General features: G+C 70.3%; 22 protein-coding genes. 10 read left to right on the top strand and 12 right to left on the bottom strand.

Annotated elements, in window-relative coordinates; genetic code table 11:
* Window positions 1-639: 639 nt before the first annotated feature.
* The 3 genes from BLW85_RS01260 (at window position 640) to BLW85_RS39145 (ending at window position 4,056) form a co-directional block, all read left to right on the top strand.
* Window positions 640-3,165 carry a DEAD/DEAH box helicase gene (locus tag BLW85_RS01260; RefSeq protein ID WP_074990103.1) on the top strand — a complete coding sequence of 842 codons (2,526 nt, stop codon included), beginning with the start codon at window positions 640-642 and terminating at the stop codon, window positions 3,163-3,165.
* Window positions 3,156-3,287 (top strand): hypothetical protein, encoded by a 132-nt coding sequence (locus tag BLW85_RS40530; protein ID WP_279628560.1) that lies wholly within the window; start codon window positions 3,156-3,158, stop codon window positions 3,285-3,287. Before BLW85_RS01260 ends, BLW85_RS40530 begins: the two co-directional genes overlap by 10 nt.
* 607 nt (window positions 3,288-3,894) lie before the next feature.
* Window positions 3,895-4,056 carry a hypothetical protein gene (locus BLW85_RS39145; protein ID WP_167381349.1) on the top strand — a complete coding sequence of 54 codons (162 nt, stop codon included), beginning with the start codon at window positions 3,895-3,897 and terminating at the stop codon, window positions 4,054-4,056.
* A gap of 143 nt (window positions 4,057-4,199) precedes the next feature.
* Here the strand turns inward: BLW85_RS39145 and BLW85_RS01250 are convergent, their stop codons facing one another.
* From BLW85_RS01250 to BLW85_RS01230, 5 genes are all read right to left on the bottom strand, one after another.
* Window positions 4,200-5,006: a hypothetical protein gene (locus tag BLW85_RS01250; RefSeq protein ID WP_074990101.1), complete on the bottom strand. Its 807-nt coding sequence runs from the start codon at window positions 5,004-5,006 to the stop codon at window positions 4,200-4,202.
* Window positions 5,003-5,908: a sigma-70 family RNA polymerase sigma factor gene (locus BLW85_RS01245; protein ID WP_074990100.1), complete on the bottom strand. Its 906-nt coding sequence runs from the start codon at window positions 5,906-5,908 to the stop codon at window positions 5,003-5,005. Before BLW85_RS01245 ends, BLW85_RS01250 begins: the two co-directional genes overlap by 4 nt.
* Window positions 5,905-6,129 carry a hypothetical protein gene (locus tag BLW85_RS01240; RefSeq protein ID WP_074990099.1) on the bottom strand — a complete coding sequence of 75 codons (225 nt, stop codon included), beginning with the start codon at window positions 6,127-6,129 and terminating at the stop codon, window positions 5,905-5,907. The genes BLW85_RS01245 and BLW85_RS01240 overlap by 4 nt, the downstream gene beginning before the upstream one ends.
* 677 nt (window positions 6,130-6,806) lie before the next feature.
* A complete protein-coding gene (locus BLW85_RS01235; RefSeq protein ID WP_074990098.1) occupies window positions 6,807-7,307 on the bottom strand; it encodes a hypothetical protein in 501 nt (166 codons plus the stop codon).
* Window positions 7,308-7,382: 75 nt separating this feature from the next.
* Window positions 7,383-7,874: a hypothetical protein gene (locus tag BLW85_RS01230; RefSeq protein WP_143060395.1), complete on the bottom strand. Its 492-nt coding sequence runs from the start codon at window positions 7,872-7,874 to the stop codon at window positions 7,383-7,385.
* Between the two features lie 177 nt (window positions 7,875-8,051).
* Here BLW85_RS01230 and BLW85_RS01225 point away from each other — a divergent pair, with 177 nt between their 5' ends.
* Entirely contained in the window at window positions 8,052-8,255 is a 204-nt protein-coding gene (locus tag BLW85_RS01225; RefSeq protein WP_074990096.1) for a hypothetical protein, read from the top strand.
* 264 nt (window positions 8,256-8,519) lie between these two features.
* A complete protein-coding gene (locus tag BLW85_RS01220; protein ID WP_079172195.1) occupies window positions 8,520-9,179 on the top strand; it encodes a rhomboid family intramembrane serine protease in 660 nt (219 codons plus the stop codon).
* Between the two features lie 370 nt (window positions 9,180-9,549).
* Here BLW85_RS01220 and mobF read toward each other — a convergent pair whose 3' ends face one another.
* Window positions 9,550-11,511 carry a MobF family relaxase gene (gene mobF, locus BLW85_RS39140; RefSeq protein WP_167381348.1) on the bottom strand — a complete coding sequence of 654 codons (1,962 nt, stop codon included), beginning with the start codon at window positions 11,509-11,511 and terminating at the stop codon, window positions 9,550-9,552.
* Window positions 11,512-11,803: 292 nt separating this feature from the next.
* On the opposite strand from mobF, the gene BLW85_RS01205 reads away from it, so the two are divergent.
* Window positions 11,804-12,142, top strand: a complete 339-nt coding sequence (locus BLW85_RS01205) for a hypothetical protein (protein ID WP_074990094.1) — start codon at window positions 11,804-11,806, stop codon at window positions 12,140-12,142.
* A 159-nt stretch (window positions 12,143-12,301) separates the two neighbouring features.
* Entirely contained in the window at window positions 12,302-12,463 is a 162-nt protein-coding gene (locus BLW85_RS39135; protein ID WP_167381347.1) for a hypothetical protein, read from the top strand.
* A gap of 66 nt (window positions 12,464-12,529) precedes the next feature.
* Here the strand turns inward: BLW85_RS39135 and BLW85_RS01200 are convergent, their stop codons facing one another.
* The 3 genes from BLW85_RS01200 to BLW85_RS01190 form a co-directional block, all read right to left on the bottom strand.
* Window positions 12,530-13,123, bottom strand: a complete 594-nt coding sequence (locus BLW85_RS01200; RefSeq protein WP_074990093.1) for a hypothetical protein — start codon at window positions 13,121-13,123, stop codon at window positions 12,530-12,532.
* A gap of 85 nt (window positions 13,124-13,208) precedes the next feature.
* A complete protein-coding gene (locus tag BLW85_RS01195; protein WP_244174778.1) occupies window positions 13,209-14,183 on the bottom strand; it encodes a NucA/NucB deoxyribonuclease domain-containing protein in 975 nt (324 codons plus the stop codon).
* 540 nt (window positions 14,184-14,723) lie between these two features.
* Window positions 14,724-15,404 carry an HNH endonuclease family protein gene (locus BLW85_RS01190; protein WP_074990091.1) on the bottom strand — a complete coding sequence of 227 codons (681 nt, stop codon included), beginning with the start codon at window positions 15,402-15,404 and terminating at the stop codon, window positions 14,724-14,726.
* Window positions 15,405-15,935: 531 nt separating this feature from the next.
* On the opposite strand from BLW85_RS01190, the gene BLW85_RS01180 reads away from it, so the two are divergent.
* From BLW85_RS01180 to BLW85_RS01165, 3 genes are all read left to right on the top strand, one after another.
* Window positions 15,936-16,592 (top strand): TetR/AcrR family transcriptional regulator, encoded by a 657-nt coding sequence (locus tag BLW85_RS01180; protein WP_074990130.1) that lies wholly within the window; start codon window positions 15,936-15,938, stop codon window positions 16,590-16,592.
* Entirely contained in the window at window positions 16,589-18,016 is a 1,428-nt protein-coding gene (locus tag BLW85_RS01175) for an MFS transporter (RefSeq protein WP_074990089.1), read from the top strand. Before BLW85_RS01180 ends, BLW85_RS01175 begins: the two co-directional genes overlap by 4 nt.
* Before the next feature lie 279 nt (window positions 18,017-18,295).
* A complete protein-coding gene (locus tag BLW85_RS01165; RefSeq protein WP_244174777.1) occupies window positions 18,296-19,180 on the top strand; it encodes an ATP-dependent DNA ligase in 885 nt (294 codons plus the stop codon).
* Window positions 19,181-19,291: 111 nt separating this feature from the next.
* On the opposite strand, the gene BLW85_RS01160 is transcribed toward BLW85_RS01165, so the two are convergent.
* From BLW85_RS01160 to BLW85_RS01150, 3 genes are all read right to left on the bottom strand, one after another.
* Window positions 19,292-19,708 (bottom strand): DUF6233 domain-containing protein, encoded by a 417-nt coding sequence (locus tag BLW85_RS01160; RefSeq protein ID WP_074990088.1) that lies wholly within the window; start codon window positions 19,706-19,708, stop codon window positions 19,292-19,294.
* Entirely contained in the window at window positions 19,689-19,895 is a 207-nt protein-coding gene (locus BLW85_RS01155; RefSeq protein WP_074990087.1) for a hypothetical protein, read from the bottom strand. The genes BLW85_RS01160 and BLW85_RS01155 overlap by 20 nt, the downstream gene beginning before the upstream one ends.
* Window positions 19,896-20,016: 121 nt before the next feature.
* A complete protein-coding gene (locus BLW85_RS01150) occupies window positions 20,017-21,252 on the bottom strand; it encodes a replication-relaxation family protein (protein ID WP_244174776.1) in 1,236 nt (411 codons plus the stop codon).
* Window positions 21,253-21,548: the final 296 nt, after the last annotated feature.

Here is a 21,548-nt window from a genome sequence, read left to right as displayed (position 1 = left end):
CCCGGCCGCTCCCGCTCCGCGTGAGCGGATGCGGCTCGCTCCGCTCACCGCCAGGCGGCACGCGCTCCGCGCGCCCCGCCAACCGCAGGGAAGGCGGCCCGCGTTGCGGGCCGGGGCCGGCCTCCGGCCCGGCCCGTGGCCTCCGCTGCGCTCCAGCCACTCCAGCGCACCCGCCAACTCCCGTGCGGGCAAGGCGTGCCACGCTCCGCGCGGCCCACCCAGGGGCCTTCGGCCCGAAGCGGCAGCAAGGAGGGGAGGGGTGACGGGCCGTCGGGAGAGTGACGGGTGCGGGGTCGATCGCCCGCAGAAAGGGAGCGGGGGCTGAGGGGGCGTCAAGACGTTGGATTGGCTAACGATAAGGCAAGACTAGCAGCTTTCGGCCACGTTAGAGGGAATCTCGCGATTCTGTGTGCTTCATTTTTGGAGTCGAGATAAGCTATGGACTCAGATCACACCACCCGGACTCCTCCGGAGCGATATCGAGATCCGTCCCCCGGCCTTGCCGGTGCTCCAGTGGAGCCAAGCCACCAGCCGATCGCATCCGTCCAACCGTAGCCCTCAAGGCTCTTCTACGTGCAGGTTTCCCGTTTTCCGCCGCTCGAATCGACCGGGCGACACCCCAGGAGAAGGCAGGCGAATATGTCGAGCACAGACCGCGTTGACCAGCGCGAGGCAGTCCAGCGAGAAGCCATTGATGCGGTCGTGCGCGCCCTCGAATTGCCTGCAAGATCACTTGTGCCCGAACGAGGGCTTCGAACGCAGGTGATCATGGCGACCGGGTCCGGGAAGACCAGGGTGGCGGTCCGCAGCGCGGAGGAGCTCCACGCGGGCCGTGTGCTGGTGCTCGTGCCCTCGCTGGACCTGCTCGCCCAGACCGAGGCCGCGTGGCGTGAGGGAGGCCGCCGGGGGCCGATGATCGGGGTGTCCTCGCTGCGGGGTGAGGAGGTGTCTTTCCCCAACACCACGGACGTGGACGAGCTGGTGGAGTGGACGCGGGGCCTGGACAAGGTCACCGTGTTCGCCACGTACGCCAGCCTCGGTCTGGGCACGCTGGAGCGGGCGCACGCCGGGGGCCTCGCGGCTTGGGATCTGATCGTCGTGGACGAAGCCCACCGCGTTTCGGGCCGGATCGGGAAGCCGTGGGCGGTCGTCCACGACAACCAGAAGATCCCGTCCCTGCGCCGCCTCTACATGACGGCCACGCCCCGGCTGTGGCAGCTCGGAGACGAGGACGGGGCCGGCGCACCGGGCGAGCTGGTCGCGAGCATGGAAGACGACCCTGAGGGCCCCTTCGGCAGCCGCTGCTTCACCCTGACCCTCTCGGAGGCCATCGACCGGGGAATCTGTGCCCCCTACCAGGTCGTCTGCGTGGACGTCACCGACACCGCGCTCCAGGCCGCGCAGCTCCTGGGCGCCGAAAGCCGCTCGGCAGAGGTCCGCGGGGCCCGGCTCGCCGCGCTCCAGACCGCCCTGGTGAAGGCGTCGGCGGAGGAGGGCTTTAGGCGCACGCTCGTCTTCCACCACGTCGTCAAGGAGGCCGAAGCGTTCGCGGCCGGCCTCCCCGACGTCGCCGCGCAGCTGCACGCCGCCGACCCCGAGCTGTACCCCAAGACGATCTGGGCCAACTGGCTGTGCGGCGACCACAAGCCGCTCCACCGCCGCCGGCTGCTCGGGGAGTTCGCGGCCGGGATCGCTGCGGACGGCACCGTCGTGGAGAAGTGCTTCCTGTCCTCGGTGAAGGTGCTGGGCGAGGGCGTCGACACCAAGAACTGCGACTCCGTGTACTGGGCCGACGTGCGCGGCTCGATGCCGGACCTGGTCCAGGCCGTGGGCCGGGCGCTGCGGATGCAGCCCGGCGAGGGCAAGGTGGCCTCGCTCGTGGTGCCGGTGCTGCTCGGGCCGGGCGAGACGGCGGACAACATGCTGACCTCGCGGGCGTTCGGCGGGCTGGCGAAGCTGTTGGAGGCGTTGCGGGCGCACGACGCGCGGATCGTGGAAAGCCTTGCGGAGCAGCAGGCGCCGAGCCGCTACAAGCCCGTCAGCAAGGACGAGGGCGGGAAGAGCACGGGCGGGAGCGGCGAGGGCTCCGGAGGCGTGAGCGCCCCTGCCAAGGCCCTGCTGAAGTTCTCCACGCCCCGTGACCCGGCCGCGCTCGCCGCGTTCATCAACCTGCGCGTGCTCAACCCGGAGCACGAGCACTGGCGGCGCGGCGTGGAGGCCGCCGTCATCTACGCCCGCGAGCACGGCGACTTGAAGGTGCCGTTCACGTTCCGCGTGCCCGCCGTCGACGACCAGGAGGCGGAGGGCGAGGGGTGGCCGGCCTCGCTCGCCGGGTTCCCGCTGGGGCAGTGGACCGCCGACGCTCGCCGGTTCTACGCCCGCGGCGACATGGACGAGGACCGCGTCGCGCAACTGGAGAAGCTCGGCATGATCTGGTCGCACTACGACGTCGCGTGGGAGGAGGGCCTCGCGGCCGCGCGCGGGTGGGCGGCCGAACACGGCCACCTCCTGGCCCCGCTGGACGCCACGTTCCAGGGGCACCGGGTGGGCATCTTTCTGAAGAACGCGCGGGCCGCCGCCCGCAAGGCGCAGGAGATCGAGCAGCGGCGTGCCGAGGGGCTGCCGGTGGAGTCGTCGGCCGGGGCCCTGTCGGACGAACGGCGCGAGCAGCTGGAGGACATCGACCCCGCCTGGTGCCCGAGCTGGCCGGTGACGTGGCAGCGGTGCTTCCACCTCGTGCGGATGCACCTGGACGCCGGTGAGGCGCTGCCCACCGAGACGGGCGACGTCGTGCGCCAGGGCGAGGACCTCGGCCGGTGGGTGCAGTCGGTCCGGCTCGGCTGGGACCAGCTCACCACCGTCCAGCAGTGGCTGTGCGAGCAGGTCCTCGGCATCACACCCGCGAGCGAGGACGAGAAGCCGAAGCCGCGCCGTACGCAGGCCGACAAGTGGGCCATGCACTACGAGGCCGCCCGCCAGTTCTACGAGCGCGAGGGACACCTCCAGGTCCCCAGGAAGCACGTCGAGCGGATCGTCGGCGGCGAGGACCAGGAGGAGCGGGAGCACAAGCTGGGCGCCTGGATCGGGAACCAGCGCTCCCGGGCGGCGACACTGACGCCGGAGCGGATGGAGCTGCTGTCCGCGATCGGAATGCGGTGGTCCTGATCGTGGGCGTCGTCGTCACCGCGGCCGCCGCGCTCGCGGCCGGCTATCTGCTCGGGCGACTGCGCCCGTGGCAGCGGCTGGGCGACTGGACGGCCGATCAAGTCCGCTTCACCGGGGCGTAGGTCCGGGGCGGCGCCGCAATTAGCAAAGTTGCAAGACGAGCGTCACATCCGGCCGTCTACGCCCGATAACTGTAGGGGAGGCGCCGACAGCGACTCCCCTACTGGCATTCGACTCGCTAGAGCACTTGTGAAAGGCAAGGCCCGGACCAAAAACGTCCGGGCCTTCCTCGTGCTCCCGGAACTTTCCTTCCCGGCCGCTGCTGTCCAGGTCCCAGCTTCCGGCCCTAAGCGGTGAAGGAACCGTGGCCGCCAGGACGAGACGCAAGCACCTGCGCCCTGTCACTGTCCCGCTCGCTCAGCCGAACTCACGCCGGAGGCAGTACCGATGACCAACCGCCAGTCACCCAGGGCAACACCTGCGCCGATCACCGCTACGCTGAACACGCCACCCTGGGCCAGGGCCGAGACCCCACAGGGACGCTCTCACGCAGAGAGACGCAACAGGACCGCCGACCGCGAGGCGCGCACCACCCCCACGCGGACGACACCACCACAGGTGTCCGCTGTCCTCGATCCCTCTGCTCAAGGGAGCAGCATCATGACCCGGGACAACGTTCCCGCGCCCGTCCAACCGCCCGCCCCTGCGCCCGTCCCGCAACAGCCCGCCGTGAGTGCCGGCCTGACCGCCGCGATAGGCCAGGGCGCCGCGCAGGGCGCCGCGAAGGCAGCCGCCCGGTCCATCACCGCCCGGCTGGTGGACAAGTTCCTCACCGACCCGCCCGACTGGCTCAGGGCCCTATGGCACGCGCTGCCGAAGCCCTGGGAGTAGCCGCCACGGCCGGGCAGGACGTCCTGCCCGGCCGTGGTTTCGCCCGGACGTCGGCCGCGGAAGCGGGAGCCAGGTGCCGCCGGCTTTCTGCTCGGGCCGTCGTGGTCGTGCTCCAAGTGCTCGCCATGGGCCCGGCGTGGGACTCAGCGTGTGGCGGCCTCTCCTACCTGTTCGTGGAGCCAGGCAACGCTGCGAGGGGTCTCGCGTCGTCTACGGCGGCGTGTCTCGAGGCGGGTGGGGAGGTGGCTGGGTGGTGTGCTGGCGTGTCTGGCGACGTTCGTGAGCAGGTTGCGGATCTTGTCAGCGAAGTCGGAGCCCGGCATGGGGAGTTCGATATCAGGCTCACGGAGGTATCCGGTGGCGACGGCTACCGGCACGTATTTCATGAGTTCTCGGACTATGGCGGAGCGAGGGCCTCGGTCGGTTTGTCTGGCTAGGTGCCGCAGGACGCGCAGGATCGTGCTGGTCGGTGCTGTGTCAATGCGGTCGCGGTCGACGGTGCTGTCGTCGTGGGGGAGAGGGTGAATGTCATCGGTCTGGCGGTGCCACCACCGGGCCGCGTCGTCCTCCCCCAGAGCGAGGTGGTGGAGGTAGAGGCAGTACGCGGCGGCGGCCTGGCCGGCGCCTGCGGCGTACTGCCACCAGAAGCGGGCGCCGTCGTCGGTGTCGGTCAGTTGCAGGACGCAGGCCAGGATCATCGCGCTTCGGGGTTCGGGCAGTTGCTCGGTGAGGAACGCGGCCACCGCCGTCGGTGGCGTATGGGTGACCAGGGCTTCGCACAGCGCGCGCAGGTCCTGTGCCGCAGCAGTGTTGGCCGCCTCGCCCACCTTTACCGGACGAACGGGAGCGCGTGGGCAGCGGCGGGCGTGGGTCGGCGGGACGACGTCGGGCGGCACGGTGCGGTCGCGGACCAGCAGCGCCCTGGACAGGATCTCTTCGAGCGGTGTCACGTGACGGGTCCTTCGGTCTCTGGTGGCAGGGTGATGGCACTGTGCAAAAAGCGGTGGGCGTGGCGCTCGTCGGACCGTACGACGGCCAGGGGGACACCGAGGAGGTGGGAGGTCCTCTCCTCGGAGGCGCCGCACAGATAGCGCAGGACCATGACGTCGAGTTGGGCGGGGGGCAGCTTACTGATCGCCTTGTACAGCTCGAGGCTCTCCGTCAGCTGCGTGATGCGGCCGGTCTCGGAGCGGTGGGTGTACATGGCGACGGTGTCGAAGGCCGCGTTCTCCAGCTCGGGGAGGTTGTCGCGGTAGGTGGCCTTGGCGAGGACGGTGGCGCGAAGGATGTTCCAGGCGTACCGGCGGATGTCCGGGCTGGCCAGAGCATCTTCCCAGGACAGCCAGAGGATGGCGAAGGTGTCCTCGATGGCGTCGTCGCACGGGCCGGCGGCCAGGAACGCCGCGGCGTAGCAGCGGTAGTCGTCTTCCATCATGAACCGCAGGCCGCTGTGCTCCAGGGGCTGGTCACCGGGGGGGACTGCACCGGTGTTCTCGCTGGAGCGATCGATCCACTCCTTGGACTTGCCGATGTCGAGGGCGCCCTGCCGCCACAGGCGGTAGAGAGGCCAGTTGGGGATGCCCAGCTCGATCGACAGGCGATGGACGACCTCCCACCGCGGATAGTGACCCACTCCGCGCAGCAGCTCGGAGAGCTTGGACTTGGCCAGGAGGACGTGCTCGCTCAGATCGCTCAGAGTGCGACCGCTGGTGATGTAGCTACAGCGCGTGGGCTCCAGCCAGGCCCTGTGGGAACTGCCCACCCGGTCCGCGATCGGGCCGAGTTTGCGTCCGGGGCGCACCGGTGCCAGCCCGGGGGGCGGCGGCGCCGGCGACTCGAAGGGCGTCGTCACGGGGCGCCGTCCTCCTTGTCCGGTACCGCTGCCGCGGGGTGCGTCGAGGCGGTGGCGTTCCGCGAGCGGACCGTGCGCAGCACCTGCTGCACGGTCAGTCCAAGAGCGGGGGCCAGCGGAGCGATGACGGCCTCGTGGCCCGTCACAGCCATCGCCGCGCCCCAGCCGAAGACGACGATCGTGATCAGCACTACGGCGATCACTATCTTCCTGGCATCCATCGCACTCCTTTGTCTTCCGGAAGTCACGTCGAACGGACGCCTCAACAAGCGGGTGCCGGACCGCTGTTGAGGGGAGCTCAGCATGTACCGCCGCCTGCGCGCTACGCCACGTGATCAAGGAATCACGGAACATTAGGTTTCACGGAGTGCTAGGTGGAAGTTTGAGAATGACCGTTCCGGCCCATGCAACGAGCGCGGGACGAGGCCTCGCGGGTGAAGTTCCCGGTTTTCCTTGCAATTGGAGCGGCGACCCCGTCGAATGGAGACAGGACACCTTGGTGTCGCCCTTCCTTCCGGAAGGAGGCCGCCCCCTGTGCCGAGATCAAGAAGGGGTGTGGCCCCGTCCGTTCCCGCCTGGTCTGAGGTAGAGACCAGGCGGGAACGGAGTGTCCGAACGGACGCATCGACCGTAGCGCAGACCTCTGACAACGCCGCAGCAGCGGGCACAAACGAACGCGGGACCTAGGAGCGGTAGACCCTGTCCCGGACGTGCGGGCGGGCGGGCCGCGTTGAGCGGCCCCGATCAGCTCCCCGGCTCCGCTGGATCCCGCCGCGTCAGCTCCGGAAGCGCGAGAACCACCCGCCGCCCGGCCTCTGCTCGGGCACGGCCTGGCCCTGCTCCGGCTCTGCACCGTCAGCGACGGGGCAGGCACCCTCGTCTCCAGGCTCGTGGATGGTCAGTTAGGTAGACCAGCGTCGTCGGCCTGGCGCATGAGGTCTGCGCACGTCGGGGATGGCGTGGGTGATCGTTCGGCGAGCACGGTGAGGGTGTGGCGCAGTTCGCGGCTCAGCTGAAAGAGCGTGCGGCTGAAGGAGCCGCCTTTATACGCGTAGAGACGGAAGAGGCTGACGGCTTGTTGGTCCCGGTCGTCGGTGAAGTGCTCCGGGAGGCCGGCGAGTAACTCGAAGTCGCGCTTGCCGGTTACCGCCGCGGCGACGGCGCTGAGAGGCACCGCGTCGATTCCTGCTTCGGGTGAGGCGGCGTCGCTCAGGGCAGCGTGCGCGGCCAGGGCCGCGAAGGTCTCAAGTAGCCGCTCGCCGACCCCTAGCTCGATACCCCACGTCCGCAGATTGTCGTGTCGGCTGGCTTGTCGCCCCGGCTCCTGGTCGATCAGGGGCAGCACGACACGACCGAGATGGGCGCAACGCCGCCACACCGCGTCACGGGACGAAGACATGGTCGGATCCTTTCCCGGGGGACCTGCAGGAGGGCCCGCAGCCGGACCGAGCTCCGCAGGCCCTCCAACTTCCCACTATGCGCAGGAGACGTACAAGACGGGGCTGTCCGCCTCGCCGCTTCCAACTTGTCCGCCGGAGCTCACGAGGGTGCCGATCGTCATCGTGCGCCAGCCCACGCTCGGGTCACCCGGGTGGTTCACGCAGGTTGCCGCTGCCGTCGAGGACCGCAGCGGTGGCGCGCACTGGGACTGGCGGGACGTCGCCGCCGTCATCCACATGCCCGAGAAGTTGTTGTAGAACTCCAGGTCCGACTCGCTGTTGCAGGTCACGGGGGCGCCGACGCACGTCTTGATGCCGCCGGTGCCGGTCATCCGGGAGCCGCTGTGGTTGGGCTTCAGTGCGTTGAACGTGCAGGACACGTCCATCAGGGACGACGTGTCCTGCACGGTCACCGTGACCTCGGGCGGGGCCGAGTTGGGCGGCGGATCGGCCAGCGCTGTCTGCGTGCCAGCGGCGGCCAGCGTCAGTCCGGCGGCGAACACGCCCGCGATGGTTCTTAATCGCATGAAAGATCCTCTCCTTGAGATACGAGACCGTAAGAGCGGAACCTATGGGACAGGAGGTCTGTATCGGCCATGTCCCGCACAGCCGGATCTGTGACGCTTCCTTGACCGCCGGAGCCATAGCTCCATGAAGCAGCTGATCCGTGCGCGGACTCCTTCGCCCTGGACGAGGTCGGGTGCGTGCTGCTGTCCGCGCTGCGGGACTGGGCACGGGACTCCCCCACCACGGCGGTGTTGGGCATCGCCCGCAGCATCATCCGGTTCACGGTGAACGTCATCCCGGACCCCGACCACCCGGACACCGCCGACACCCTGGAGGCGATGCGGGACGAGCACCTGGTGCTGGCGCACGCGTTCCACTCCGCACCCGGCGCCCACCGGTAGCCGCACCACCGTGGGAGTGGATGCCATCGGTACGGCCGACGGCGCGTGGTGTGCATCGGGTGGACCCGGTGCGGTGGAGCGGGCCCGTGTGGACAGTGTGTTTCCCCTTGACTGACAGCGGCCAGCACGAATTCCCCACGTACGGCCAGTTAGCGTGTCACTCTCCGTGTCGTTGACGCTGTCCGGGCAGGGGCAGGGGCAGTGCGTCGCCACTCGCATGGCAGTGCCTGTCGGTGCAGCTGGACCATCTGACAGGCTTCGATCATGAACATGCACAGTGTGTTGCTCTATGGGTGCGCGGTGGTCGTCATCGTGTCGGGCATCCCACTCCTGGCGACGCTCGCCACGAAGGACTGCGAGGCGATGCCTCCTCCCCTGGCCTTGCTGCGGGTGTGGCGGCAGCCTGTCCCGAGAGCCGCCGCGGGGCTGGTGGCCACCATGGTGGTGCTCGGCGTGGCCCAGACGACCGCCCCCGCCATGATCGATGCGCTCGAGCGACACCCTCATGGTGCGTGGTGGCGAGCCGTGACCGCCTTGATGGTGCAGTCATCGGGCTGGTTCCAACTCCTGTTCAACCTGGCCGCGCTCGCGGTTGTCGCTCCGCTCGCCGAGCGGCAGTTCGGCCCCTGGCGGACGTTGCTGGTCTTTACGGCAAGCGGCGTGACGGCGCAGGCGGTGAGCATGGCCGGCTGGAGCCTCCAAGGAGGCGGGGACTCCGTGGCGATCTGCGGCCTCGTGGGCGCACTCGCCACTTGGTACGCGGCGCGCGGCAGCGTCGTCGCCCTGCGGCGGGTGGCTCTCCTCATCCCCGCCGCGGGTCTTGTCCTTTGTCTCCTCACCAATAACCACGGCGTGGGCCTTCTTGTCGGCAGCGCGCTGGGAGTCGGACTGGCAACTCCTGCCCGCCCGCCTCTGGCGTCCTGACTCAGCGTGACGGCTGGCGGCCAGATAGTCCCCCAGGAACTGGCCGCCTGTGGGGAATTACAACTGGCCACTGACACTTGACCACGCGGGCCTTTCAACAGCCACTCAGCGGAATTGCCCAACAGGGTCACGGGCCGAGGTCAAGGGGAAATGCATCGGGTGGATGCACAGCATCGTCGCGGCGATGCCGAGCACTCCCGCACGATGTCGTCCACTCTCCGGCCGGTGGACTCCACCCAGTAAGTGGATGCCCAGCACGGTGTCGCCGCTCCCGGCCGGTGGGCTCCACTCGGTGGAGCCCACCGAGTGGAGCGGATGCGCGGCATCGCCGGTGCGATGCACAGCATCGGGTGCGCGACACCGGATGCACTCAGTGGCCGGCCTCCCGGCCGCGGTGCGATCCGGGCTCCTGCGGGCGGTACGCCTGCTGGCCGTACGGGCGCACCGGGCCAGTGTCGTCGGCCTGGACGGTGTTGCGTTTCGCGCGGACGCGGGAGTCGTCACCCGCCTTGGCGAACGCATCTTGGAGGCGGCGCAGTCGGTCGGCGGTGAGATCGAGGGCTTCCACGTCCGTGCGGGACTTCCGCAAGGCCCGCAGCGCGGTCATGTCGATCGCCTCCCCGCGCCCGGTTTCCGGCTCCTGGTCGTCGTGCTCGACTTCGGCGACCGGGGGCGCGAGCAGTTGCTCGGGCATCGCCGCCTGCTGATGGGCGACGACGTCGCCGGCCCGGCCCCGCACGGCGGTGGAGGCGGTGGTGCGCAGCTTGTCGCGCACCACCGCGCCGGCGAGGACGGCGCGCTCGTACGGGAGCGGGATGCGGGGGATCTCCCACTCCCCCGCGTCCTGGCCCTGGGGCCGGGGCGCGGCCGACTCGCCGGGATCGGCCGGGGGTTGCCGCGCCGGGTCGGGCGCCAGGGTGGGTGGGCGGCGGGCGGGGAGGTCGGACAGGGACCACCGGGCGGTGTAGAGGCGGTAGCCGGCCTCCAGGCCTCGCACGGTCTTCGGCTCGCTGATGTCCAGGCAGTGGGTGGAGATGGCGGCGGCCACGATCTCCTCGTCCAGGCCGGGGTCGCGGCGGCGGCCGCGCAGGACCAGGGCGAGATGGCGGCGGGCTTCAGCAAGTAGGTGCCGGCGGTGGAAGTGGCCGCCGTCGTTCATCACGAACACGGTCGCGGTGACGTCGACGGCTGCCAGCGCTATGTCGACCACGGCGGCGACCCGGGCCCGGATCCCCGCAGCTGCGGCGCGGGCGTGCTCGAGGAGGGAGTTGATGACGTCGGCGGCAGCCCCGGAGGTGAGGATCGCGCTCACCTTCCACCACGCGCGCAGCTGCGCGAGCGGCCGGGTCTTCTGCTTGGGCGAGCGGGTCTTGCGGGCAGCGATCTGGTTCATCTTGGCGCGGGCCCGCTCGGAGACCACGGGCAGGAACCGCAGCTCGCCGTCGTCGTCGACGGCGGTGACGTACTCGTGCTCCAGCTCGGTCAGGCAGGCGGCGATCTGGTCACTGCGCCGGGCGGTCCAGCGGATCAGCTCGTGGGGCACCCCGGCGATCTCCATCACCGGTCGGCGCCCCGGGGTGACGGTGCGCGGCTCGGTCGCCAGCCCCAGCTCCTCGCAGACCTCAGCGGCCACGATCTCGTTGTAGAGCGCGGAGGCCGCCACGGTGTTCTCGTGCAGGGCCGTGGTGTGGATCGAACCCCACTTCCCGTCCAGACGCTGCCCCTTCACGGACAGAAGCAGATGGTCATGCAGCAACGGCCGCCCGGAGCGCGCCTCGTAGTGGCGGAAGCGGGCGGCGACCAGACCGCCGGGCGGCCGCACCCGGTAGATGCCGTCCTTGCCGTACCGGATCACCGCGACCTCGTCCTCGATCCACTCCAGTACCCGCTCGATCGCGTACTCGTGCGCGGCCTCGATCACCAGACGGGTTTCCTCATCCCCCAGCGCCCACAGGAGGTAGATCGTCGGCTGCGGCCGGAACACGAAGTCGACCCCGGTGACTGTCACCCGGCGTCCGAGGGCGCCGGCCTTGAACGCCTTCTTCGCCGACTCGCCCGCGGCGAGCCGCTCGGCCTCGATCCGGTCCGCGTACGGGTGGCGGCCGCGCTCGCCGAACAGGTTCCGCAGCTGCGCCTCGGTGGCTTCCTCACCCGGCGCGAGTCCGAGCGCGGCAAGTCCCCGGCCCATCCAGCGGCCGGCCGGGACACCGGCTTGCTCCTGGGCGGCGCGCAGCGGCGTGCGGGCCGGGCGGCGGCCGTCGCCGACCACGGTCTCGCGCAGGTAGTAGCGGTACATCTGACCGGCCCGCATGACCCTGATATCCACTGTCATGCGGACCACAGCACACTGCTCTGACCTGCAAGAAAAGGCCGATCAGCACCACGTCCCGCCAGGCGGGAGCAGTGGCCGAACTTTCCTCTCAGGCGCCCGCCAGGCGGGAAGCGGCCCCAGGCCGAAAGCGAATGTCATCGCTCTCCGGCAACCCGCACATCCCGACCCGGCCGACACCAACAAGCGCCACTGAGCATCACCACGCGCCAAGGAACGAGCACCGCCAAAGGACGATCGCCTACCCAGCCCCCGGCACCCGCCGGGGGCTTCGTCGTGCTGCCCGGAGGACACCGTGCCCACGTACGAGACACTCCCCCGCTTCACCACCGACCTCCAGCACCTCACCCCCGCTCAACGCCGGCGCTTCCACCGCGTCGTACGCGAAGCCTTCGTCCCCGACCTGCGCACCGGGCTGTTCCGCCCCGGCCTGCGCATCAAGCGCGTCCGCTGCGCCCCGGGCGTCTACGAGCTCACCTGGGCGCCGGACGGCCGCGCGACGTGGTCCTACGGCCGGGAGCGGATCGCCGGGGCCCGGCACGTCGTGTGGCACCGGATCGGGACCCACAGCATCCTGGACCGTCCCCTGGCCGAAGGCCATCTTGCGGGCCAGGGACGCCGGTTGGCTGGCTGATCATTCCGATGACCAGGAGGGGACACAGCGTGGCAGCGAGCGAGACCGTGACCGAGTCGATCACCTGAAGTCACCCCAGCATCACTCGGCGGGGCTGGGGACTTCGTCAGCACGTGCGCCGGAGCCGAGGGTTCGCCGCGGGGCCGGAGGCGCCGCCGCGTGAGCGCCGAGGACGCCACGGGTCCGCAGCTCCTCCACGTCGGGCAGACGGACTCCGGGGAGGGCGTCGAGCAGGTCGGCCTGGGCGGCGCGAATGCTGTGCGGGGCCTGAGGGCCGGCGCCAAGAGTGCGGCGGGCAGTCACGCGGTCATCGTACGGTGACTGGGACGACATCAGGCCCCTCTTCGTTCTGATTTCGGTGCATGGCCCGTGATCGGGTTGCGGCCGTCAGCCGGTCTCGTCGCCGTAGGTGTAGGGGTATGCGGCGGTGTAGTCCTCCACGGGTTTGGCCATGTCCGCGGCGTACTCGGCTCGTGCCTGCCGGTCCGCTTCGCTGATGTCCGGATGCACGGGCGGTGTCTGGGGGGCGGGCCAGAGCTGGACCAGGTGCCTTTCCCCGTGATCGCCGGTGCCCAGCTCGGGGTCGTCGGCGTGGCAGTAGAGGCGCATGCGGACCCAGCCGCTGCTGCCGGCGGCTGCCGGTGCCTCGAGGGGCGGTTGGTCTTCGGGCCAGGCGTCCCAGAAGTCGCCCTGCCCGATGGTGGCGAGGCAGAGCGTGGGGGTGTCGGCGAGCAGGCTCATCTCCTCCGCCGGTTCCCAGCCGTCCCCGGGTTCGGTATCGGGTGGGCTGTCGTGCGTCTGGACGGTCATCTGCAGGGGGCCGGTGTCGGTGGTGGGCAGGACGACGGCGGTGGCGTCCGTGACCGGGCCGCAGCGCCAGCCGAACGGCATCTCGGAGGGAAAGTCGTAGTCGTCGTCGAAGCCGATGAGGTAGCCGTGTTCGCCGAGGTCGACAGTGAAGGCCGCTTCGCGGATCAGCATGAGGATCCTCCTTCCACGGAGAGGGTGCCCCCCTCCCGGGGATTTCGGGAGCGGGGCACCTGGGCCGGCGTGAGTCTAGGCGCGGTTAGGCGATCACGTAGAAGGGGTCGCCGTCCATGACGTGCATCTGGCCGCGCCAGGCGGTGATGCGTCCGCCCTGGGACTTGTTCTCCTGGACCTTCACCCAGGTGATCTCCCGCTGCTTGGCGGGAAGATGGGTACCGCCTTCACGGGAGGAGGCGAAGGGGTACTCGTCGCAGGAGGTGCGGCCGGCGCGCTTCATGTCCGCAGGTGCGCTGCTCGGGCACACCGCCTTCCGGTTCGCGTCCTCCTGCTTCTTGTTGATCATCCAGTGCAGCGGCTTGCCGCCGTTGGGGTCGCCGTAGTGGCCGCCGCTGGCGCGGAGTTTGCGGATGCCCTCGTCGATGCGGGCCAGGCCCACCATGCTCACGCCCGTGGGGACGTCCGGGACGGCGCAGCCGGCGCGGCTGGCCTTGCTGCTGCCGTAGTAGTTGTCGCAGCGGTAGACGGCCGAGTTGTAGGTGACGCTGCCCGGGCTGTAGCCGGGCTTGGTGAAGGTGTAGGCGTACGTGGTTTTCGCCTTGGGGTTGATCTTCTTCGGCGCGATGCTGGTCGTGTAGCCGACGGTGCCGTCGGCCGCGCTGCTGCTGAGGATGTGGCCCTGCGGGAAGTGGATCGTGGCCTTGGTGCCGCCTGCGGAAGCGGCGGTGATGTTGACGGCGACACCGCTGCCCGCGCGGGTGGTGCGCGCCTTGGAGACGTGGAACTTCTCCGACCAGTTCGCGGAGTTCACCTTCAGGGTCATCTGGTGCTTGACGTCGAAGTCGACGGTGCCCTCGAGTTCCGGCTTACCGTTGATGATCTTGATGACGTCGACGTGGATCGACACCCACTCGCACTCGCTGTACCGGTTCACCGTGATCTTGTTGATGGTGCAGGTGGCGTTCGATGCGGGGCCGGCGGCGAAGCCGTTCGCCTGGGCCCGGGGCGCCGCGCCGATGGTGACGCGCAGCTGGCCGGCATCGGACTGGTCGGCCACAGCTGACGGTGCGGCAGCTGTTCCCAGCAGCCCCATCGCCACAGCCCCCGTTGTGAGTAAGGCGCGCAATTTCAAGTTGTACCCCCTGTGTTGACCACGACCGACAGGGGTCGGCCCGGCAGTCAACTCCGGCGCGCCCCCATCGCGTTGGCGGTATACAAGCACGCCCGATGCCCTGATTGCATCCCGTTTTGGATATTTTCAGGCATACGAGGAGGCAAGGCGGCACGGGACGGCCAGCGAGCAGCGCACGGCCTGCGCGCCGGTGGGCACCGCAGTGCGGTGCCCGGCCCACACTGGCGTACTGCCTACGCAGGGCCGGTGCCCAGTTGCCGGTGCTGCTGCTCGTGTTCCTGGCGGGCGGTGCGCGGGCAGGGCCGCCGCCGGGCGGGCCCGGAATGACCGGCCGCGTTGGCGCGGCGTGGAGCGCCGACCTCGCAGTGAAGTCAGCTGGGCCGGAATCTCCGGGGTGTGCGTCCACCGCCCGGTCGGTCGTGCCCCGCTCCGGCCGCTGCGGAGCCGCGGTCGGCCGGCTCGGTGCTACCGGGCCAGGGTCACGGTGATCGGGGTGTTGGGGCACTGGCTGAGCTGGCCGGCCAGGGCGTCGTGCTCGGCGGCGTCGATGGTCAGGCCCCAGCGGGTCTTGTCCGCCACCCAGTCCGATACGTACGTGCACCGGTAGCCGGCAGCCGGGGGCAGCCACGTGGTGGGGTCCTGGTCCGCCTTCGACCGGTTGGAGGCGGCCGACACCGCGATCAACGCGCGCTCGTCCCCGAGGTCGTTGGCGTAGGCCTCGCGCACGGATGCGGTCCAGGCGTAGGCGCCGGAGTCCCATGCCTCGGCGAGCGGGACCAGGTGGTCGATGTCCAGGCCCCGGGGACCGGCGATGTAGCGGTCGTCGTAGGGCGAGTACCACTCCCCCTGCGTCAGCGTGCACCGCTCCCCCTGCACCGGAGCCACGACCGCCTCGGCCTTGAGGACCTCCGCGCGGGTGTTGCAGCCGTCGTGGTCGGCGTCGACCCAGTGCCTGAACTTGCTGCGCTCGTAGCCGGAGCGGTCCTCCTGCCGCACCAGCAGCGCGGCGAGGGCGTCACGGACCGGCACGGTCACCGTCTGCCCGGGTGTACGGGAGTGCGGTGCCGCGGTGGCCGTATGGGCGGCGGCCGGGACGAGGAACACGGTGAAAGCGGCAGCGGCCGCGGCGGTCCGGGCGAAGCGCACGAGGAGGTCCTCTCGAAGATCACGGAAGGGCTGTGATCTTCGTAGTGGCTCCGGCCGGCGGCTCGCCCGGGAAAGACCGGGGCTCCACCCGATCGGGCGGCAAGCCCGACAACCGACGCGGCTCCTTGGCCCCGTAGGATCCGCGCGCGGCACACACTTTCGAAGAACTCGTCAAGATGCAGCGGGCGGCGGACGCGGCGCGGGCGCAGGTCGAGCAGCTGCGGGACACGTTCGGGCCACCCAGCACGCAGCCCTGGAGCGAGCAACAGACCGAGGCGTACGAAACCGCGTGGCGCACCTGGCGCGACCTCGCCCGCGATGCCCAGGCCGCGGTCACCGAGCCATCTCGGGGCCTCCCCCTACGGCACGTTCCGCCTCGACATGAACAAGCGCCTCGACCTGTCGGGCGTGACCATTCCCGGTCGGCGTGCCGCCGTGAGCGAGCCGAGGCAAACCCCGCCACCCGCTGAGGAGAAGGATCACTCACCTAATGAGTAGACACTGTCTACAAATAGGTGGTAGACAGTGTCTATGACTGATGAGAGTTCCCTTCGGGAGCGGTTGATCGATGTCGGGGTCGACCTTGTGCTGACCGAGGGCTCCGCGTCCGTGGGCCTGCGGGAAGTAGCCCGTCGAGCGGGGGTGTCGCACGGGGCGCCGCGTCGGTACTTCCCAACGCACCATGCGCTGCTCTCGGCTATCGGCCGTCGCGGCTTCGAGGACCTCGCAGCCACGTTCGAGGCCGCGGTCGCCGGCACGACCACACCGCGCGGCCAGTTGGAGGCCCTCGCGCGGGCGTACGTCGGGTACGCGCTGGAACGCCGCGGGATGTTCGAGCTCATGTGGCGGCACGACCTGCTCGACGGCGCGGCGCAGGCATCGGACCAACCGAGGCTGCGCGAGTCGACCCTCCCGCTGTTCGGGCACTTCACCGGACTCGTCGCCCGATGCCAATCGGAGAGAGATGCCGCGCGACGCGCTGACGGGCCGAACGAGGCCGGACCGCCGCCTGCGGTGACTGCCGCCGCCCTGTGGTCGAACCTGCACGGCATGGCCCAGCTGTGGGCCTGGGGCAGCCTGCAACTCGCCCTCGGTGCCCCACCGCTGGACGGCGCCCCCGACGACAACCAACGTGACCGGCTCATCGCGACAGTTCTGGACGCCCACCTCGGCCCGGTGACCTCATGACCGCACCCGTACAGCGGCAGATTGCACTTCTGGTCAGCGTGGCCGGCGCGGTGATCGTCGCGCTGGACGGAACCATCCTGCTCATGGCGCAGCCCGGCATGCAGCGTGATCTCGGCGCAAGCGTGGCGCAGATCCAGTGGACGAGCACCGGCTATCTGGTCGCCGTGGCCGCGCTACTCGTGATCGCCGGGCGCCTCGGGGACCGGTACGGGCACCCGCGCCTGTTGTTCGTCGGCGTCCTCGGTTTCGGGGCTGCCTCGGCCGGGATCGCGCTCGCGCCGACCGTCGGCTGGGTGATCGTTCTGCGCGCGGTGCAGGGCGGGTTCGCCGCGTTCCTGCAACCTGCGACGCTCGCGCTGCTACGGCTGGCGTATCCCGCGGACCGGCTCGGCACGCCGATCGCCATTCGCACCAGTGCGATCGCGGTGGCGGCAGGGTCCGGTCCGCTCCTGGGCGGTGTTCTCGTGGCTCATCTGGGGTGGCGCGCCGTCTTCTGGGTCAACGTGCCCCTCGCATTCGTCCTCGCCGTCCTCGCCCTCGCCGTACGGACGCCAGCACCCGAGCGTGCCAACTCTCCACGGCTCAACCTCACCAGCGCGGGCCTGCTAGCGGTCGCGCTCGCAACCCTGGTCCACGCCTTGTCCGATGTACCCACGCGGGGCTGGACCGCCACGCCGATGCTGCTCGAATTCCTCGCCGTCATCGGCGTGGCAACGTTGCTCACTTGGCACGAACGCCGCACCACACACCCGATCGTGCCACCAGCCGTAGCGCGGTCCGTACCGGTGACGGCGTCGATGACGCTCCTGCTGGTCACCACCGCCGGCGTGTTCGGCGCGCTGTTCAGGGCCACGTTCTACCTCCAGGACGTACTTCGACTCGACCCACTCGCCAGCGGTCTGCGCGTGCTCCCGCTGACCGTGCTCATGGTCCTCGGCTCACCCGCCGCGGTCGCCGCACTGCGCCGGTACGGTGCGCGCCGCACCGCGATCGCCGGTACGCTCTTCGTCGCGGTCGGCATCGCGGGGCTGTCCCGGCTCGATCCCGCCAGCACATGGATGGCTACGGCTGCAGTCTTTGCCGCCATCGGTGCCGGGTTCGCCACCGTGATGGTCACCGCCACCGGGACCGTCGTCGGTGACGCGCCGCCCGGGTACGCCGGAGTCGTCGGCGGGCTCAAGCAGACCGCCATGAACATCGGGCCGACCTTCGGCATCGCCGTCGCGGCCAGCGCAACCAGCTCGGCTGTTTCAACCACGAGTTCCACTCTGCTGATCCTGGCCGCACTTGCCGCTCTCGGCCTGCTGCCCGCGTCGCGGCTGCCCCGGCGCCCGGCCCACCAGGAAGGAGACGACACGACCGCCTCACGCCCGGCGCAAGCACCAACACCACAAGCGACGCCCGGTCGCCACACGCAAAGTTGAGCAACCCCCGAACACACCCAGGCTGATCCGGTCATGCACCAGACCGATCTTCAGAGTCGGCAAACGATGGCGCCCGCGACAACGTCCGCATCGACACCGCGAGCGGTGCGAAGGCGTCCAGGCGGAAGCTCGACCTCGCGCTTCAGTTGTTGCGCAATGGCGACACGTTGAAGGCACCCGGCTCGGCCGGCTCTCCCGCAAGAAGACCGCGCTCACGAAGTCCTAATCGCTACTTTGCGGCTTGTGTCTGAGCTAGGGCTCCGGGGCCGACGCGAGCTGATGTCTCATGAGACACGTCAAAGTCTGGAGAAGGACGGGTTCCGGGCGCTGTTCTCCATCGATGCGGGCCGGGTCGTGCTGCGCTCCAGGCGCGGCACCGAGATGGCGGCTTCGTTCCCGGAGATCGTGGCCGGATCAGCACAGCTCCCGGACGCGACGGCCCTGGACGGCGAGTTGGTCGTCTGGGACGCCGCAGGTCGCCTCGCCTTCGAGCGGCTGCAGAACCGGCTGGCCCGACGCGGTGCCGGGGCGGAGCGGGCGGCGGGTGAGTGGCCGGCCCACTTCGTGGCGTTCGATCTGCTGAGGTTGTCCGGGACGGAAACGATCAGGTGGCCGTACTGGCGGCGCAGAGCCGCGCTGGAGTCGTTGTTTGCCGCCCGTCGGCTCGTTGCGCCGTGGGCGCTGTGCCCGTCGACCACCGACCCGGACACCGTGCGCGAGTGGCTGACGTGGTCATCGGTCGAGATGGAGGGTGTGGTCTTCAAGCGGGTCACCGGTGCCTACCAGCCGTCGGTGCGGGGCTGGAAGAAGTACAAGGTCCGTGAGACGAGCGAGGCGATCGTCGGCGCGGTCACCGGCACCTTGAACTCCCCTCGGACCGTGTTGCTCGGCAGGTACGACGACGAAGGCCGTCTTCAGTACGTCGGCCGCACGACCACCCTCGCCCAGACGGCCAGCGTTGCGGTCGGCGGTCTGCTTGCGCCAGGGCGGGGTGGGCATCCGTGGACGGGCTGGACGTTCACCGCCGGATGGGGCAGCGGGGAGACGCTGGACGTTACGCTGGTGGAGCCCGGGCTGGTGGTGGAGGTCGGCGTCGACGTCGTCACCCCGCCCGCTGGCACCGCGCCCGGCCCGACCACTCCCCCGTCGACGTCCCCCGTCTGACAGAGCCGCCGCACTGAGACCGGCGCGGTGGCCCGGTCGGCGCCCAACAGGGTGAGCGCGCCGGGCGTCAGGCACATCAGCCGTCCCGCAGGCCCGGTAGATGTGCACCCCTCACGCAAGGTCGATTCCCAGCGTGTTCTCTGGTCTGCAGATCGGGCACGGCTCAGCTCCGATCACCGTGTCGGTGAGCACCATGCGGGCTTGCTGCGCGCTGATCGCGGAGGGGGCCCGGCGCCCCTGCCGGATCGTGCAGGCACCGACGTGCACGACGACCGGCAGGGGATCGTCCGGGCCGAACTTCGACTCCATCAGGTATTCGGCCGGCGTCGTGCGCCGCGGGGGTTCAGGGCGTTGTGGTGTGCGGGCTTGGGCCCGGGTGGGGGCCGAGGTGGCCCGGGCGAGGGCCTTGCGTACCTCGTCGCGCTGGAGCCGCAGGTAGATGCCTATGGTCTCGGTCTCGGCGACCTGTCGCTCCAGGTGCTCGAGGATCGCCCGCAGGCGGGGCGGGTCAGGCGGCAGGTCGGACATGACGGGCACCGTGCAGTGCCGCCCAGGCCTGCGAGGGCCGGCCACGCCAGTACGGGTGGAACAACGCCTGCGCCGACAGCCGGATCAGGCGCCGGCGCAGCTCGGAGTGCGGGGAGACCGCGAGCTGGCGGTAGGTGGAGTGCCACTCCTCGTGGGCCCGGGCGAGGTCATCAGGAATCGGCCGCATGACCTAATTCAATCACTTGTTCGAATCCTTGTTCCAGTCGACCCGCCACCGCCCAGCGGACATCCATTCGGCCAGCCTCGCAGCTGCCACCGACAACCACCCCGGCCTCCGAGGCTGTCGGCTACCGGCGGCGCCTGATGCTGAACCGGCTGCGCGGCTTCACCGCCGCCGCTTCGGCGGCCGCGCGGTCGGCTTCCTCCGCCTGGCGGCGCGCGACGCGCTCAGCCTCCGCGCGGTCGGCGGCCTCCTTCGCGCACGGCCCGCACAGGCCGTCTCGCTCACCGTGCCACGAGGACTGCCTGATCTGCTGCCAGCGTTCGTCGGTGAACTTCGCCCCGCACTGGGTGCACACCGGCCGCTGCGCCTCCCGGTGCGCGGCCTCGCGCTCCGCCTGGCGCCGACGGGCCTCCCGGAGCTCCACCCGGTACAGCCGCTCGCCGTCGGGGTTGTCGAGGGCCTCGGGCAGGGTCTGCCACTCATCGCGCCCGAGCCTGCGCCACACCCTGCCCGCAGCACCGGCCGGATGGGCGGTGATCCGCTCCAGCTCGGTGACGACCACAGGCACCGCCTGGTGGTAGTCGACGGCCGTGAACCCAGCCCACGGGTACGGAGTGCCGGCGAAGTAGGCGCGGGCGGCCTGCTCCAGGCGCCGCATCCGGCTGGCGCGCTGCGCCTCCGTCTTGCCCGTGAACACGAACGCCACCGGCACGTAGCCCTCGCGGCCCGTCGCCGGGTAGATCCGTGACCACAGGCGGAATTCGTGCACCGCCGCACCCTGCCGCCGGGCCGCCTTCTCCTTGTTCGCGTCGGCCTTCGGCGCCAGGAGCTCGAACCAGTCGTGGTAGCGGCGCAGCTTGTCCACCAGGTCGTCGACGGGCTCGTTGACGCGGTCGACCTCCAGGAGCATCGCGGGAACCCCGGCGTCCGGCGCGCGCATCGTCAGGTCGGCGTGCTGGGTGTAGCCGTACGGGAGCCGGTGGGCGATCTCGGTCTGCCAGGACAGCGGGGTGCCGTACCCAGCCCCGGTGAGCACCGCGGCGGTGGAGGTGACGGCGGCGGCGTGTTCGTCGTACCCGACGTCCTTCACCGGCCGGCCCTCCGCATCGACCCGGGGCTTGCGCAGCGCGGAGATCCTCACCGACTTCGGCAGCAGCGTCTTGGCTTCCTTGTGGCCCTTCTCCGTGAGCACCCACAGCTTGTGTCCCGACTCCAGTCGCGTCTCCTCCCGCACCAGGCCCGTCTTCTCCAACACCTTCAGGGTGTCCCTGGTGCACCGGTCGTGCCGGTCCGCAGGGCGCAGCATCCGCCAGAGCTGATCGGCGGTAGCCCGCTGGAAGATGCCCAGAGCGCTCAGCACTTCCTTCCTTCGTACTCCGGTCGGCTCCCAGACCTGTGTCGGCCTAGGAGGGTTGTCGAACGCGTCGCGGGACCTTGACTTCCTGGGCTGAGCTGCGGAGACGCGCCGGGCGGGCGAAGTGGCCGCGGAGGGGGCGATGGAGGGGCCCGTGGAGGGGGACTGCGGGACCTGGTCCAGGTCGCCGGCAGGTGCCGGGCCGGGCACGGTGGGGCGGGCTTGGGCGGGGCGGGGTGCGTGGTCGGTGGGCACGGTGTCCTCGGTTTCCCCCGGCCTGCGGGCCGGGTCGGCAGTCGTCC

The organism is Streptomyces misionensis (assembly GCF_900104815.1).
GTDB lineage: Bacteria > Actinomycetota > Actinomycetes > Streptomycetales > Streptomycetaceae > Streptomyces > Streptomyces misionensis.
The sequence above is the reverse complement of the archived record's forward strand: the minus strand, read 5'-3'. Positions and strand labels throughout refer to the sequence as shown.